This is a genomic window from Streptomyces sp. C, from assembly GCF_000158895.1.
GTDB lineage: Bacteria > Actinomycetota > Actinomycetes > Streptomycetales > Streptomycetaceae > Streptomyces > Streptomyces racemochromogenes.
The window spans coordinates 4324277-4339783 of sequence record NZ_GG657750.1 but is presented as its reverse complement, the minus strand read 5'-3'; the positions used below and the strand labels follow the sequence as shown (position 1 = coordinate 4339783).

The following is a 15507-nucleotide window of genomic DNA, read 5'->3' as shown; positions in this document are numbered from 1 at the left end:
GGGCCGTCGCCGAGTTGCGGGACGCCCTCGCGGCGTCGCCCCGCCCCGACGGCCTGCGCTGGACCGCGGAAGCGGGCTGGCACTTCACCCTCGCCTTCATGGGCGAGGTCCCCGACCCCCTCCTCCCCGACCTCCACGCCCGCCTCGCCCGCGCAGCCCACCGCAGCGCCCCCTTCCCCCTCCGCCTCCACGGCATCGGCCACTTCGGCGACCGCGCCCTGTGGACCGGCGCCGCCGGCGGCATCGACGCGATGCGGCTGCTCGCCGAGCGGGCCGACGCCGCCGCCCGCCGGGCCGGGGTGCCCATGGAGCACCACCGCCGCTACACCCCGCACCTCACCCTCGCCCGCGGCCGCCCCGGCACCGACCTGCGGCCCTGCCTCGACGCCCTCGCCGGCTTCGAGGGCACGCCCTGGCAGGTCGACACCCTCAGCCTGGTCCGCAGCAACCTCCCCTCCTCCGGCGTCCCCGGCGAGCAGCCCCGCTACGAGGTCGTCGAAGCCTGGCCGCTCCACGGCTGAAGGGCTCAAGGGCTCAAGGGCTCAAGGGCCGAGGGTTCGGGGACGGTTCATCCCCTGGTGGCCCGCACTTCGGGGGCCGGAATCCGGATTCCGGTGAAACAGAACCAGTAGAGGCGACCCCGGCATGCTCCGGACCAGTACCTGGCAAGCCGCCCGCTGACGCCCGCACGCACGCACGCCCGCACCCCAGCCCCACCGCACCCACGGCCGCCCCGCCACCACCCCGCGGGGCGGCCCGGAGTCCCTCCGGCCACCCTCGAAGGAGTCCCCGTGCCGCTCACCGAGCCGACCACCACCCCGACGGCCGCCCCGACGGCCACCGCGCGCGTCGCCACCCGCCGCAGGCTGCTGATGTGCCGACCCCGGCACTACGACGTCACGTACTCCATCAACCCCTGGATGCACCCGGAGAACAGCACCGACCCCGCCCTCGCCGTCCGCCAGTGGGAGCGGCTGCGCGACCTGTACCGCGAACTCGGCCACTTCGTCGAGGAGATCGACCCCGTCGAGGGCCTGCCCGACATGGTGTTCGCCGCGAACGGCGCCACCGTCGTCGACGGCAAGGTCTACGGCGCGCGGTTCCGGCACGCGCAGCGCACCGCCGAGGGGCCCGCGTACCTGGGCTGGTTCGAACGCCGCGGCTACCGCGACGTGCTGTGGCCGGAGTACATCAACGAGGGCGAGGGCGACTTCCTCACCGTCGGCCGCCGGATCCTCGCCGGCACCGGCTTCCGCACCGACCCGCGCTCGCACGCCGAGGCCCAGGAGTTCTTCGGCCTGCCGGTGACGAGCCTGACCCTCGTCGACCCGGAGTACTACCACCTGGACACGGCCCTGGCCGTGCTCTCCGACGACGAGGTCATGTACTACCCGGCCGCCTTCTCCGAGGGCAGCCGGGCCGTGCTCCGCACGATGTTCCCCCACGCGATCCTCGCCACCGCCGAGGACGCCGCGGTCTTCGGGCTGAACGCCTTCTCCGACGGCCGCCACGTGCTGCTGCCGGAGGCGGCGACCGGCCTGGCGGCCCAGCTCAGCGCGCGCGGCTTCGAGCCCGTCGGGGTCGGGCTCTCCGAGCTCCTCAAGGCGGGCGGCAGCGTGAAGTGCTGCACCCTGGAGCTGCGCGACCGCTGAGTCACCACCGACGTAGTTTCCGGAAAGGACAGTTGTGACCTCTGCGACCGCGATCGCGGACAGCCACGCCCGCCTGCTCGACCTCCTGGCGGACGCGGGAGCCGGCTACCGGCTGCTGCGCCACGCCCCGGAGGGGCGTACCGACCTGGCCAGCCTGATACGCGGCCACAGCCTCGAACAGGCCGCCAAGTGCCTGGTCATCAGAGTGGCGCTGGGACGCAAACAGCGCCGTTACGTGATCGCCGTGGTGCCGGGGCACTGCCGCGTGGACCTGGAGGCGGTACGGGCCGAGTACGGCGGCACGAACGCCTCCTTCGCCGTCCGCGAGGTCGCCGAGGAGCTGACGGGCTGCGTCAGCGGGTCGATCATGCCGGTGAGCTTCGACCCGGCCGTGGAGGTGGTCGTCGACCCGGCGCTGCTGGAGCACGAGGAGATCTGGTTCAACGCGGGACGCCTCGACGTGTCGGTGGCGCTGCGCACCGCCGCCTACCTGGCGCTGGTGCGGCCGCGCGTGGCACCGGTCAGCGCGGAACCGGCGCTGGTGCCGCCACTGGTGCCGCCGCTGGTGCCGGCGGCCGTGGTGAGTGGCTGAGGGTGACGTAGAGGTACTCGTCGAGCACCTTCGCCAGCGGCAGCCCGGGCCGTCCCAGTGCGGCGGTGAGCGCGTCCTCGTCGAGGCCGCTCTCCGCCAGCGCGGCCCGGGCCCAGGCGCGGCCGGTGCGCAGGTGCCGCCCGAAGGCCCCTTCGTCGCGGGCGCCGTGCAGCCGGGTGGCGATGGCCGCGTCCCAGGGCATGACGGTGCGCGGCCGCAGCGCGAACAGGGCCTTGGCGGCCGCCGTCGGGCCGAGGCCGCGCCGGCCCAGCGGCAGCGCGGCCAGGTCCGCGTACGCGGCGGCGAGCACGCCGATCTCCCGGTCGGTGAGGGCCGCGATCGGGTTCCCGGGCAGGGTGTGCCGGGCCCACCAGGCGGCGAGTCCGGTGTCCAGCGGGTCGGGCTCGCCCTCGCGCGGGTAGCGGATGCGGCAGCCCCAGGCGTTGAGCCAGCGGTGCAGGGCGGTGCGGTGCGCGGGGTCGGAGAGGTCGATGCCGGGTGCGGTGTCCGCGACGAGCGCGTGCCAGCTGCGGTCCACGCCGGGGAAGGCCCCGAACACCCCGGCGGCGGCCCGCAGCCCGTCGAGTCCCGGCGCGGGCGGCAGGGCGGCGGCGTCGGCGGCGTCGGCGTCCTCCAGGTGCGCGCGGGCGACCTTGGCCGGTACGCACATCCGCCAGGCGTCGGTGACCAGTTCCGCGAGTTCCCGGGTGCCGAGGGCGGCCATCCGGGCGTGCACCCAGTTGTAGCGCATGTCGCCGGCGCCCGGCAGGGAGAACTTCTCCGGCTCGGAGGCGACGAGCGCGGCCCGTTCCTCCTTGGGGAAGGCGAAGCCGAGTTCGGTCTCGTCCCGGGAGAGGGCGAGGTAGACGATCCGGCCGATGCGGAACTTCACCCGGTCGCGGACGAGGTGCTCCTCGGTGCGCGGCAGCGCGAGCGCCAGCCGCCGTACGTCTTCGACGGTGACCATGACGCAAGTCTCGCAGCCCGCGGCGAGGGGCGTGGGCGGGAGCGCGTTAGTCTCGACGGGTGGACCCGAAGACCAGAAACCGTGTCATGGCCGGTGTGCTCGTGCTGATGTTCGTAGTCGTGGCGGTGGCGGCCGCGGTGGGCCAGTAGCCCACACCCCGGCCGCTCCGCGCCCGCCCGTACCCGTAGGACCCGCACCGCCCCGCCCGCGCGCGAAGCGCGGGCGGGGCGGTGTGCTCGGGCGGTACGGGACCGGCCCCGCCTACCAGGCGAAGGCCTCCGGCGACGGTCCCGGCCCCGGACTGTGTCCGCCCGGGGGGACGACCCCCGGACCCCCGGCATCCGGCCCCGCCTACCAGGCGAAGGCCTCCGGCGACGGTCCCGGCCCGGGGAAGATCTCGTCGAGGCCGGCCAGTACCTCCTCGCTCAGCTCCAGCTCCACCGCGCGCAGCGCGCTCTCCAGCTGCTCGGCGGTGCGCGGGCCGACGATCGGGCCCGGTGATGCCGGGGCGGGTCAGCAGCCAGGCCAGGGCGGCCTCGCCGGGTTCCAGGCCGTGCTTGTCGAGGAGGTCCTCGTACGCCTGGATCTGCGCCCGGACGGTGGCGTTGGCGAGGGCGTCCGCCGAGCGGCCGGTGGCCCGCCGGCCGACGGTGGCCTCCTTCTTGAGGACGCCGCCGAGCAGGCCGCCGTGCAGCGGGGACCAGGGGATGACGCCGAGGCCGTACTCCTCGGCGGCCGGGATGACCTCCATCTCCGCGCGCCGCTCGGAGAGGTTGTAGAGGCACTGCTCGCTGACCAGGCCGACCATGCCGCGCCGGGCGGCCGTCTCGTTGGCCTGGGCGATCTTCCAGCCGGGGAAGTTGGAGGAGCCCGCGTAGAGGATCTTGCCCTGCTGGATCAGGACCTCGATGGCCTGCCAGATCTCCTCGAAGGGGGTCCGCCGGTCGACGTGGTGGAACTGGTAGACGTCGATGTGGTCGGTCTTCAGGCGGCGCAGGCTGTCCTCGACGGCCCGGCGGATGTTCAGGGCGGAGAGGCGGTCGTAGTTGGGCCAGGTCTCCCCCTCGCGGGACATGGAGCCGTAGACCTTGGTGGCGAGGACGGTCTTCTCGCGGCGGCCGCCGCCCTGCGCGAACCAGGTGCCGATGATCTCCTCGGTGCGGCCCTTGTTCTCACCCCACCCGTACACGTTCGCCGTGTCGAAGAGGTTGATCCCCGCGTCGAGGGCCGAGTCCATGATCGCGTGGCTTTCCGGCTCGCCCGTCTGGGGGCCGAAGTTCATCGTGCCGAGTACGAGGCGGCTGACTTTGAGACCGGTGCGTCCGAGCTGCGTGTACTTCATGGGGCACTAGCCAACTGCTTGGAGTGCGCTCGAGGCAAGACCCTCTCGCGGGACGGGACTTACCGGGCCGGTGCGGGCCGGTAGGGGCCGCCGACGCCCCAGGCCTGGTGCAGGACGGCCGCGAACTCGCCCGCGAGGCGGTGCTCGCCGGAGGCGTTGGGGTGCGTGCCGTCGTAGGTGTCGCGGTGGATGTCGTACGCGTCGGGGCGGGCCGCCAGCAGGATCGGGGAGGCGTCGGTGGTCAGGTCGGCGACCGCCTTGGCGAGGAGTTCGTTGAACCGGGCGACCTCGGCCGCGAAGGGGGGTTCGTCCTCGGCGCGGACGTTGGGGATCACCGGGAGGAAGACCATCCGGACCGCCGGGCGGGCCTCGCGGGCGGCGGCGACGAAGGCGCGGACGTTGCCGGCGGTCTGCTCGGCGTTGGTGTAGAAGCCGAGGTCGATCAGGCCGAGGGAGACGAGCAGCACGTCGGCCCGGTGCTCGGCGGCGGCGGGCCCGATGAGGGGGGCCATGTGCTGCCAGCCCTCGCCCCAGCCGGCGAGGTGCCGGCGGGCGTGTCCGGGGAAGTCCGGGGCGGCGTAGTCCTGTCCGGCGGGGCCGTCGGCGCCGGTGTCGTCGTACAGCGCGGTGCGCGGGCCGACGATCTCGAACGAGCCGTCGCCCAGGGTGGCGCCGAGGTGCTGCCACATCCGGTAGCGCCAGGTGTAGTCGCCGGCGCGTCCGATGGTCATGGAGTCGCCGACGAACATGAAACGCATCCGGTCATCATCGCGGATCACGCGCCGGGAACCCCTGTGATGCCGGACACGCCCTGCCTGGTGGCAGGCTTGTGGGATGCGCCTGCTGCCCCGGTCGACCGCCGTCCCCGCCGCCCTCGTGCTCGCCCTGCTGCCGGGGGCCGCCCTCGCGGCGGAGACCCCCGCCGCGTCCGGGTTCACCATCACCGATCCGCGGATCAAGGAGTCGAGCGGGCTCGCGGCCAGCCGGATCCACCCGGGGGTGTACTGGACGCACAACGACAGCGACGACGGCCCGTACGTGTACGCGGTGGACTCGGCGACCGGGAAGACGGTGGCGCGGCTGACGCTGACCGGGATCGGGACCCCGCGCGACGTGGAGGCGATCTCGCTCGGACCGGACGGGCAGCTGTACGTCGGGGACATCGGCGACAACAAGGACGGCACCTGGGACCACGTGTGGATCTACCGCTTCCAGGAGCCGAAGGAGCTCGGCGACCGGACCGTCGCGGCCGAGCAGTTCACGGTCACGTACGCCGACGGGCCGCGCAACGCCGAGGCGCTGATGGTGCATCCGGTGACGGGCCGGGTGTACGTCGCGAGCAAGAACGAGCAGGGCGGCGGCCTGTACGAGGGCCCCGAACGGCTGTCGGCGGACGGGCGCAACGTCTTCCGGCGGGTCGCGGAGGTGCCGTGGGTGACGGACGGGGCGTTCTCGCCGGACGGGACGCGGCTGACGCTGCGCGGCTACCTCACGGCCCGTACGTACGCGTGGAAGGACGGCCGCCCGGAGGGCGCGGGCGAGCGGGTGGACGCGCCGTGGCAGGGGCAGGCGGAGTCGGTGACGTACACGCCGGACGGCAGGACGCTGATGTTCGGGGCGGAGGGCGCGAACAGCAGGGTGGTGGCCGTACCGGCCGGCCCGGCGGCGGCCGCGTCCGACCCGGCCCGCACCCCCGCCCCGCAGCGGCCGGGCGGCGTCCCCACGGGCTCCGCTGGGGCGCAGGGCGCGCCCGCCGGGCAGGACTCCGGCGGCTTCACCAAGGGGGCGCTGGTCCTCGCGGCGGGCACCGCCCTGGTCCTCGTGGGCAAGCGCCTCTTCCGCCGCCGCAATAGCTAGGGGGCCGGGCCCGTAAACCTCCTGCGCGCAATGTCGACGATCTCTGCGCGCAGTGCACATGACCTCGAAGAACACCCGCCTAAGCTCACTTTCGGCGAGGGGCCCTTGTCGTTCACGGGGGTGACGACAGGGGCCCGTTCCACACCGCCCGGTGTGATCCGGGCCACAACCTGTCACACGTGCGCGGCACCCGGTGTCTTGTGTCCGAACCCCAACGGAGGAGGACACGATGAGCGAGAACAACACCAACGTGGTCGTGATCGGCGGCGGTTACGCGGGCGTGATGGCCGCCAACCGACTCACCCTGCGCGGTGACGTCACGGTGACCCTGGTCAACGCGCGCCCGTCGTTCGTGCACCGCATCCGCCTGCACCAGCTCGCCGCCGGCAACGACGCGGCCGTCGTCGAGTACGAGGACGTCCTCGCCGAGGGCGTACGCCTGGTCGTCGACACCGTCGACCTCATCGACGCCCCCGCCCGCACCCTCGCCCTCGCCTCCGGCGACCGCCTCGCCTACGACTACCTCGTCTACGCCGTCGGCAGCACCGGCGCCGGACTCCGCGTCCCCGGAGCCGCCGAACACGCCCACCCCATCGCCACCCTCGAAGACGCGCAGCAGCTGCGCCCGGTCCTGGCCGCCGCCCCCGCCGACGCCCCGGTGACGGTGGTCGGCGCCGGACCCACCGGCATCGAGACCGCCGCCGAACTCGCCGGCGCCGGCCGCCCCGTCACCCTGGTCTGCGGCGGCACCCTCGGCCCCTACCTCCACACCCGCGGCCGCCGCTCGGTCGCCCGCCGCCTGGCCCGCCTCGGCGTCACCGTCGTCGACGGACCCGGCAGCACCGTCACCCACGTCACCGCCACCGCCGTCCGCCTCGCCGACGGCCGCGAACTGCCCAGCCGGGTCACCGTCTGGACCGCCGGCTTCGCCGTCCCCGACCTCGCCGCACGCAGCGGCCTGGCCACCGACGCCGCCGGCCGCATCCTCACCGACGAGACCCTCACCAGCGTCGACGATGACCGCATCGTCGCCGCCGGCGACTCGGCCGCCCCCTCGAACCTGCCGCTGCGGATGAGCTGCCAGGCCGCCATGCCCATGGGCGCCCGCGCCGCCGACACCGTCCTGAGCCGCCTCGCCGGCGAAAGCCCCGAAACCCTCAACCAGCCCTTCGGCGCCCAGTGCATCAGCCTCGGCCGCCACGACGGCATCTTCCAGTTCGCCAAGGCCGACACCGCGATCTGGTTCCACGTCGACGGCAAGCCCGGCGCCAAGCTGAAGGAGACCGTCTGCACGGGCGTCGTCAAGCACCTCGCCGACGAGGCCCACAAGCCCGGCGGCTACCGTCTCCACCTCATGGGCGCAGCCAACCGCCAGAAGAAGCTCCAGGCCGTGCGGGGACGGACCACGGCCGCCTGACCCCCAGGGGGACCGACCAGATGAACGACCACGTGCAGGACGGCGACCGCACCACCGACGCGGCGACCGACCAGGCCGCCGACGACGACGCCGCCGCCGCCGCTGAGGCGACCGAAGTCTTCGTCGCCCACCGCAACCTGCTCTTCACCGTCGCCTACGAGATGCTCGGCTCGGCCTCCGACGCCGAGGACGTCCTCCAGGAGACCTGGCTGCGGTGGGTGAAGGTCGACCTCGGCCAGGTCGAGGACCGGCGCGCCTACCTGGTCCGCGTCACCACCCGTCAGTCCCTCAACCGGCTGCGGGCGATGAGCCGCCGCAAGGAGTCCTACGTCGGCGAGTGGCTGCCCGAACCACTGCTCACCGCACCCGACGTGGCGCAGGACGTGGAACTCGCCGAGAGCGTGTCCATGGCGATGATGCTCGTACTGGAGACGCTCTCCCCCACCGAACGCGCCGTGTTCGTCCTGCGCGAGGCCTTCGACGTCGGCTACGACGAGATAGCCGCCGCCGTCGACAAGACCCCCGCCGCCGTACGCCAGATCGCGCACCGCGCCCGCCGTCACGTCGACGCCCGCCGCCCCCGCCAGACCGTCTCCGCGAGCCAGACCCGGGCCGTCATGGAATCCTTCCGGCGCGCGCTCGACAGCGGAGACCTCCAAGGGCTGCTGGACGTGCTCGCCCCCGACGTCGTCCTCGTCGGCGACGGCGGCGGCATCAAGCAGGCCGCGCTGCGCCCCGTCACGGGCGCCGACAAGGTGGGCCGCTTCATCATCGGCGGCGTCGGCAAGAGGGCCGACCGGTTCGCCATCACCCCCACCGTGGTCAACGGCAGTCCGGCGCTCCTCGCCCACCTGGACGGCGAACTCGACGGCGTCATGGCCTTCCACGTCGAGGACGGCCGCATCGCCGGCATCTACTTCGTCCGCAACCCCGAGAAGCTCGGCGCCGTCGCGGCCGAGACCCCGATCACCCTGCGGTGAACCGAGGGCGGGCGCCGCACCCCGGCGACCCGCCCCTCACCACCCGCGGGGCCCGGTCGGCCTACGAGTGCCCGAGATCGGCGGACGGAAGGTCCGCCGACGGCACCGACCCCGTGTCGGGCGCCGGACGCAGCGGGAACTCGTCCGTCGCCATCGAGTCCAGCACCGGCGGCGCGGGCCGCGGCGGCTTCGGCATGACGGCGGCCTCCGAGTGGCCGCCGCAGCCGTACGAGAGGGAGACGAGCCGGCCGTCCGCCGGACCGAACTCGTTCGCGCAGATGCCGAAGGCCTGCCCCAGCGAGCCCCCGATCGCCACGAGGAAGCCGCACGAGACGCACGACGCGGGCGCTGCCTGCGCCATCGGCGTCTTCGCCCCGAAGGACTCGTCCCAGCGGTCGGCCGCCGTGTGCAGCCCGTACCGCGACAGGACGCGGGCGCGGCGCATGCCGAGCTCCTCCGCCACGGCGGTGATCGAACCGCGCAACGGGGCGAAAAACCCGGTCCGTGACGTCGGCGTCCTCGGCCTCGACCAGTTCCGCCATCTCGGTGGAGACGACCGAGTTCGGCGGCGGCGCGTCCTCCCCGGACCAGCCGGGCTCCAGCCGCAGGTCGTCGGCGTCCGTCGGCAGCAGGTCGCCGGGGCCCATGTCGCCCGGGCGCAGCCGGTCGCTCCACGGCACCCATTCGGGGGCGAGGAGCGCGTCGTCGCCGGGAAGGAGCACCGTTTCGTCGAGGGTGACGTTCTTCGCGCGGGAGGCACGGGTCACGGTGACGGCCCAGCGCCAGCCCCCCGTTAGCCCGGCTCCTTGCACTCGAAGAAGTGGGTGACGACCCGGTCGCCCTCCGCTACGACGGACACGTGCTCGCCCACCACACCGGGGTGGGCGGCCTCCTCGGCCGCCGCGCGGGCGAACTCGACCGCCTCGGCGCAGAGGCGGTCCGGGGCGGGCGTACGCGGGGTACGCGGGGTACGGCTTCGCGTCGTCGCAGCACTCACAGGTCTCGTTCTCTCCTACGCCGTCTCACGAGTGCGCCGTCCGTACTGTCGTTCACAACGACCCGTCGGTCTCGTCCGTACGTAGCGCGGGCGGAGCGGACCAGAGGGCCGCGTCGACGTCCGCGCCCCGATCGGCCTCGGGCGCACCCCACTGTGATCCATTCTGCGGGATCACGAAGAGGCGCGCGGCCAAGTGCAACCGCCGGTGGCGCGCTACGCACGCTACCTCCTTCCAAGCCTTCGGCCCACATGCGAGGTCCGATTCGCGGACAACACACGCGCGCGGGAGCCACGCGGAAGCAGCGCGAGGGCCTCGCGGAAACCGCGCGGAAGCAGCGCGGAAGCCGCGCGAAGGCAGCGCGAGACCCTGCCACGGCCTCCGGGAACCACCCCCCGGACGCGCCGGGAGGGGTCCTGGACGGGCTCGTGGGGCACTATGGCCACGTGGCTCCCGCACGGTCGTCCGCAGACGGCTCGGGACCGGCCAGGCGGGCCGGCCGGGCGGTCGGGCGTGCCCTGCACCTCCCCATCACCGGCACGGCGCGCGGTATCCGGCGCGCCACGCACGCCCACGGGGCCGGTGAGTCGGGACTGGGCCGTCTGATCGAACTGCACGCGATCAACGGTGCCGGAGACGTCATGATCACCGTCGCGCTCGCCTCGACGGTGTTCTTCTCGGTCCCCACCGACGAGGCACGCGGACGGGTGGCCCTCTACCTGGCGATCACCATGGCGCCCTTCACCCTGCTGGCCCCCGTGATCGGCCCCCTCCTCGACCGGCTCCCGCACGGCAGGCGGGCGGCGATGGCGGGCGCCATGCTGACGCGGGCCCTGCTGGCGCTGATGATGTCCGGCGCCGTCGCCACCGGCGGCCTGGAGCTGTACCCGGCGGCCCTGGGCGTCCTGGTCGCCTCGAAGGCGTACGGAGTCGTACGCAGCGCCGTCGTCCCGCGGCTCCTCCCGCCGAAGTTCTCACTCGTCAAGGCGAACTCCCGCGTCACGCTCGCGGGCCTGCTCGCGACGGGCGCGGCCGCACCCGTGGCCGCCGGACTGCACACCATCGGACCGCCCTGGCCGCTGTACGGGGCCTGCGCGATCTTCGTCTGGGGCACCTTCGCGGCGTTCCAGCTGCCGCACAAGGTCGACGACGCCAAGGGCGAGCGCCGCGCCCGGCTCTCCACCCACGAGGCCCACTCCAAACGCCCCGGGCTGCGCACGGTCAGCCGCCCCGTCCTGTGCGGGCTGCTCGCGAACGCGGCGATGCGCGGCCTGTCCGGGTTCCTGATCTTCTTCCTGGCCTTCCTGCTGCGCGAGCACCCCCTCGCCGGGCAGAGCGCGGCGGTGTCGCTGGGCATCGTCGGCGTCGCGGCGGGCCTCGGCAACGCCGCCGGGACCGCGGTCGGCGCGTGGCTCCGCGCCCGGGCCCCGGAAGCGATCATCGCGTCGGTCCTCTCCGTCACCCTGGGCGTGGCGATCCTCTCGGCCGTCCTCTTCAGCGGCCCGCTCATGGCCGTCCTGGCCGGCACGGCCGGCTTCTGCCAGGCCCTCGCGAAGCTCTCGCTCGACGCGATGATCCAGCGCGACGTCCCGGAAGCCGTCCGCACCTCGGCCTTCGCCCGCTCGGAAACCCTGCTCCAGGTGGCCTGGGTCCTGGGCGGCGCGATCGGCATCGCCCTCCCGCTGAACGGCGTCCTGGGCATGGCGGTGGCCGCGGCGGTGGTGGCCGCCGGCACCGCAATGGCCCTCCGCGGCCTCCTGACGTCCCCCCACCACCACCCGACGTCCCCACGCCCCCGGGTGGCGTAACCCGGCCCCTGCGGGGCTGTCCCCTACCCGCCCTTCCACCGTTCCCCGGGGCGCTGCGCGAATCCCAGCCCCGCGGCGTTCGGCAATCCCAGCCCCGCCGGCGTTTGAGGCGCGGGGGTCCGGGGGCGGAGCCCCCGGAAGGGGGTCCGGGGCGCAGCCCCGGGGAACGGGCGAAGGGCGGGGCGGGGAGCAGCCCGCGCAGCGGCACCCCCGCCCCGCCCACCCGACCCGGCGGCGCAGCCGAACGTCGACCACCCCACCCCCGACCCGGGAGGGCAGCGCCCGACGCGGCCCAAGGGACCCCCGTGCGGCGGCGCAGCCCACCGGCCCGATAGCCTTCGGCTCATGACCGCACCGCTTTTCCCGGGTAGGGCCCGCCGCAGCGTCGCGGCCCTCGGAGCCGTGTCCGCCGGCCTCCTCCTCCTGTCCGCCTGTGGCGGCGACAAGCCGACCCCGCTCGCGACGGTGACCGTCGGCAGCTCGTCGGTGTCCGCCGAGTCCGAGGGCGAATGCAGCGCCAACGGCCAGGACCTCACCATGGACAAGGTCCAGAACTGCCTCACGGACCCCAAGAAGGCCAAGACCGTCGAGTACGGCCGCGGCGACACCCTGCGCCTGGGCGTCGAGCCCGAGATGGTCGAGGACGGCAAGAAGTGGCAGGCGGTCCTCGACGGACAGCCGATCACCGAGCCCTCCTCGAACACCTACCGCAGCTTCCAGGGCGCCGACGTCTTCGCGACCGGCGGCCAGGGCGAGGCGCCCCAGTCGAAGCTGCTGGGCTTCGTGCAGGTCGGCGAGGACGGCAAGCCCCTCTCCGTCTGGACCTTCAAGCTCAAGCTGAAGAAGTAGCGGCAGGCGCAGCGGCGTGCGCGCGCTGATCGTGACCGCGGTGGCCGCGGAGGCCGACTCCGTGGCCGCCGGTCTCACCCCTCATCCGGACCCGGTCACGCCCGAACCGCGCACGCTCCCCGGGGGCTACCTCATCACCCGCCGGGACCTGCCCGGCCTCGCCGCCGACGTGCTCGTCGGCGGCGTCGGCCCGGCCGCCGCGGCGGCCGCCACGGCCACCGCGCTCGCGCTGGCCGACTACTCCCTCGTGATCTCCGCCGGCATCGGCGGCGGGTTCGCGCCCGCCGCCCCGCTCGGCTCGCTGGTGGTCGCCGACGCGCTCGTCGCCGCCGACCTGGGGGCCGAGACCCCCGAGGGATTCCTGCCGGTGCAGGAGCTCGGCTTCGGCCGCAGCGTGCACCTGCCTCCCGCCGAGCTCGCCGCCCGCGCCGCCGAGGCCACCGGCGCGCTCCTCGCGCCCGTCCTGACCGTGTCCACCGTCACCGGCAGCGCCTCCCGCGCCGCCGAGATCGCCGCCCGCCACCCGCTGGCGGGGGCCGAGGCGATGGAGGGCTTCGGGGTGGCGGAGGCCGCCGCGGCGCACGGGCTGCCCGTACTGGAGGTGCGCGCCGTGTCCAACGCCGTCGGGCCGCGCGACCGGGCCGCCTGGCGCATCGGGGACGCGCTCGCCGCCCTGACCGCCGGATTCCGCGCACTGGGACCCGTACTCGTCAACTGGGGAGAACGCCATGAGCGCCATGAGCACCACGAACACGGCTGAACCGCTCGCCATCGCCTACTCGCCCTGCCCGAACGACACCTTCGTCTTCGACGCCTGGGCGCACGGCCGCGTCCCGGGCGCGCCCGCCCTCGACGTGACCTTCGCCGACATCGACGTCACCAACGGCATGGCCGAGCGCGGCGAACTGGACGTGCTGAAGGTCTCGTACGCCGTACTGCCCTGGGTGCTGGAGGAGTACGCGCTGCTGCCCTGCGGCGGGGCCCTGGGCCGCGGCTGCGGCCCCCTCGTGCTGACGCGGGAGCCCGGCACGGACCTGTCCGCCGGGACGGTCGCGGTGCCGAGCGAACGCTCCACCGCCTACCTGCTGTTCCGGCTGTGGGCGGCGGACGTGCTGCCGGACGGGGTCGGGAAGGTCGTCGTCCTCCCGTTCAACGAGATCATGCCGGCCGTGCGCGACGGCCGGGTGGACGCGGGACTCGTCATCCACGAGGCCCGGTTCACGTACCAGGAGTACGGGCTGCACCGCCTGGCCGACATGGGCGAGCACTGGGAGTCCACCACCGGGCTGCCGATCCCGCTCGGCGCGATCATCGCCAAGCGCTCGCTGGGCGCGGAGAAGCTGCGCGCGCTGGCCGAGTCGGCCCGTACGTCGGTGCGGATGGCCTGGGACGACCCGGAGGCCTCGCGGCCCTACGTACGCGCCCACGCGCAGGAACTGGACCCGGCGGTCGCCGACCAGCACATCGGGCTGTACGTCAACGAGTTCACCGCGAACCTCGGCGACGCCGGGTACGCGGCCGTCCGCGGCCTGCTGACCAGGGCCGCCGCCGAGGGCCTCGTCCCGCCCGTCCCGGCGGACGCGCTGCGCTTCCCGTGACGCGACGGTGCCCCGCCTCTCGGAGGGAGCGGCGGGGCACCGGCTTGCTGCTTTCGCCCGCTCAGACGTCGAGCTGGTCGGCCACCGCGCGGAGCAGCCCGGCGATCTTCGTGCCGTGCGACTTGTCGGGATAGCGGCCGCGCTCCAACATCGGGGTGATGTTCTCCAGCAGCGTCGTCAGGTCCTGCACGATCGAGGCGAGCTCGTCGGGCTTGCGGCGCTGGGCGGCCGCGACCGAGGGCGCCGGGTCCAGCACCGTCACCGAAAGTGCCTGGTCACCGCGCTGTCCCGCGACGACTCCGAATTCCACCCGCTGCCCGGGCTTCAGGGCGTCGACCCCGGCCGGGAGCACCGACGAGTGCACGAAGACGTCGCCGCCGTCGTCACGGGAGAGAAAGCCGAAGCCCTTCTCGCTGTTGAACCACTTGACCTTGCCGGTAGGCACGTCCGTCCTCTGTCCTTGTGCTCGTCGGGTCCGGGTGACCGTGGTAAACGGCTCCGGATAGCAGTACAGCGGGTCCTTCGACCCGCCTCCTCCAGGCTAATGGTCGGGAAACCGCTGACAAGACGTTCCCCGGTCCTTCCCGCTTCACCGCTTCGGCCAGGGAACTACCCTGGTGGGGTGACTGTTACTCCTCATCCCGACGATGCACGGCCCGGCGACGGCCTGATCAAGACCGGCGGCATCGTGTTCATCGCCGGCGCGCTGGCGACCCTGGCGACGATGGCCCCGCTGTTCCTGGGAACCGACCCGTTCCCGTCGTACGCGTGGGCCGTGTGCATGCTCATGGGCGTCGGCTTCGCCATCTCCGCGGCCGGCGTGCTCCGTTCCGCCGCCGCACAGCGCAAGGCGGCCCGGGCGTCCCAGGCCGCCTGACGCTCCTCGCCCCCCTCAGACGGTGCGGGTGCGCTCGTACTCCGCGAGCCACTGCGGCAGCTCCGTGAGGTCGGTCAGCACCACGTCCGCACCGGCCTCGCGCAGCTCCGACTCCGCACACGGCCCGGTCGGCACCGCCACCGACAGCGCGCCGGCCGTCCGGGCTCCGCGCACGTCGCCGATGTGGTCGCCGACGTAGACCTGCGCCCCGTACGCGCGCAGCGCCTCGGCCTTGGCCTCGGCCCAGAGCCAGCCGATGACGGCGTCGGGCTCGATCCCCAGGTGCTCCAGGTGGTGCCGGGCGTTGGGCTCGTTCTTCGCCGTCACGACGATGGCCCGCCCGCCGAGCGCCTGCACGGCCTTGACCGCCTCGCGGGCCCCGGGCATCGCGGGGGTCGGCTCGATGGCGTGGTGGACGTAGATCTCCCGGTAGAGGTCCCGCATCGCCGGGATCTCCTCCTCGGGGAACCAGTACGCGAGCTCCTCCTCCAGCGGCGGCCCGAGGCGCGTGATGGCCTCGTCGGCGTTGATGTACGCCCACGGTCTTGGCGGACAGGGCCTCGTAGGCGGCCT

At 74.0% G+C, this 15507-nt stretch carries 14 protein-coding genes and 3 pseudogenes; 11 read left to right on the top strand and 6 right to left on the bottom strand.

Annotation, left to right across the window (positions count from 1 at the left end; all coding sequences use genetic code 11):
- From thpR to SSNG_RS19505, 3 genes are all read left to right on the top strand, one after another.
- The coding region (thpR, locus tag SSNG_RS19515; protein WP_128637039.1) for an RNA 2',3'-cyclic phosphodiesterase at positions 1-521 on the top strand (521 nt) is incomplete at its 5' end.
- A gap of 270 nt (positions 522-791) precedes the next feature.
- Entirely contained in the window at positions 792-1652 is an 861-nt protein-coding gene (ddaH, locus tag SSNG_RS19510; RefSeq protein WP_007265597.1) for a dimethylargininase, read from the top strand.
- Positions 1653-1686: 34 nt separating this feature from the next.
- On the top strand, positions 1687-2244 hold the full coding sequence (locus SSNG_RS19505; protein ID WP_050779671.1) for a YbaK/EbsC family protein: 558 nt from the start codon (positions 1687-1689) through the stop codon (positions 2242-2244).
- On the opposite strand, the gene SSNG_RS19500 is transcribed toward SSNG_RS19505, so the two are convergent.
- The 3 genes and pseudogenes from SSNG_RS19500 to SSNG_RS19490 all read right to left on the bottom strand — a co-directional run bounded on the left by SSNG_RS19500 (position 2174) and on the right by SSNG_RS19490 (position 5311).
- On the bottom strand, positions 2174-3211 hold the full coding sequence (locus tag SSNG_RS19500; protein WP_007265595.1) for an MmcQ/YjbR family DNA-binding protein: 1038 nt from the start codon (positions 3209-3211) through the stop codon (positions 2174-2176). The genes SSNG_RS19505 and SSNG_RS19500 overlap by 71 nt on opposite strands.
- Before the next feature lie 351 nt (positions 3212-3562).
- A pseudogene (locus tag SSNG_RS19495) lies at positions 3563-4553 on the bottom strand (aldo/keto reductase).
- Positions 4554-4612: 59 nt separating this feature from the next.
- Entirely contained in the window at positions 4613-5311 is a 699-nt protein-coding gene (locus SSNG_RS19490; protein WP_007265593.1) for a GDSL-type esterase/lipase family protein, read from the bottom strand.
- Positions 5312-5387: 76 nt separating this feature from the next.
- On the opposite strand from SSNG_RS19490, the gene SSNG_RS19485 reads away from it, so the two are divergent.
- The 3 genes from SSNG_RS19485 (at position 5388) to SSNG_RS19475 (ending at position 8807) form a co-directional block, all read left to right on the top strand.
- Positions 5388-6410 (top strand): hypothetical protein, encoded by a 1023-nt coding sequence (locus SSNG_RS19485; protein WP_007265592.1) that lies wholly within the window; start codon positions 5388-5390, stop codon positions 6408-6410.
- Positions 6411-6639: 229 nt separating this feature from the next.
- Positions 6640-7827, top strand: coding sequence for an FAD-dependent oxidoreductase (locus SSNG_RS19480; protein WP_007265591.1), 1188 nt, complete (start codon positions 6640-6642; stop codon positions 7825-7827).
- 20 nt (positions 7828-7847) lie between these two features.
- Positions 7848-8807: an RNA polymerase sigma-70 factor gene (locus SSNG_RS19475; protein ID WP_128637037.1), complete on the top strand. Its 960-nt coding sequence runs from the start codon at positions 7848-7850 to the stop codon at positions 8805-8807.
- 61 nt (positions 8808-8868) lie between these two features.
- On the opposite strand, the pseudogene SSNG_RS19470 reads toward SSNG_RS19475, so the two are convergent.
- A pseudogene (locus tag SSNG_RS19470) lies at positions 8869-9804 on the bottom strand (DUF3027 domain-containing protein).
- A gap of 444 nt (positions 9805-10248) precedes the next feature.
- Between SSNG_RS19470 and SSNG_RS19465 the strand changes: the two are divergent.
- The 4 genes from SSNG_RS19465 to SSNG_RS19450 all read left to right on the top strand — a co-directional run bounded on the left by SSNG_RS19465 (position 10249) and on the right by SSNG_RS19450 (position 14057).
- Positions 10249-11610, top strand: coding sequence for an MFS transporter (locus tag SSNG_RS19465; RefSeq protein ID WP_042801405.1), 1362 nt, complete (start codon positions 10249-10251; stop codon positions 11608-11610).
- 345 nt (positions 11611-11955) lie between these two features.
- Positions 11956-12459, top strand: coding sequence for a hypothetical protein (locus tag SSNG_RS19460; protein WP_007265587.1), 504 nt, complete (start codon positions 11956-11958; stop codon positions 12457-12459).
- 16 nt (positions 12460-12475) lie between these two features.
- Complete coding sequence (locus SSNG_RS19455; protein WP_050779669.1) at positions 12476-13219, top strand: futalosine hydrolase; 744 nt, start codon at positions 12476-12478, stop codon at positions 13217-13219.
- Entirely contained in the window at positions 13197-14057 is an 861-nt protein-coding gene (locus SSNG_RS19450) for a 1,4-dihydroxy-6-naphthoate synthase (protein WP_007265585.1), read from the top strand. The genes SSNG_RS19455 and SSNG_RS19450 overlap by 23 nt, the downstream gene beginning before the upstream one ends.
- 61 nt (positions 14058-14118) lie before the next feature.
- Here the strand turns inward: SSNG_RS19450 and SSNG_RS44870 are convergent, their stop codons facing one another.
- Positions 14119-14502: a cold-shock protein gene (locus SSNG_RS44870; protein WP_007265584.1), complete on the bottom strand. Its 384-nt coding sequence runs from the start codon at positions 14500-14502 to the stop codon at positions 14119-14121.
- 177 nt (positions 14503-14679) lie between these two features.
- Between SSNG_RS44870 and SSNG_RS19440 the strand changes: the two genes are divergently transcribed.
- Positions 14680-14934 (top strand): hypothetical protein, encoded by a 255-nt coding sequence (locus tag SSNG_RS19440; RefSeq protein WP_007265583.1) that lies wholly within the window; start codon positions 14680-14682, stop codon positions 14932-14934.
- A 15-nt stretch (positions 14935-14949) separates the two neighbouring features.
- Here SSNG_RS19440 and SSNG_RS19435 read toward each other — a convergent pair.
- A pseudogene (locus SSNG_RS19435) lies at positions 14950-15507 on the bottom strand (HAD hydrolase-like protein); the annotation flags it as partial.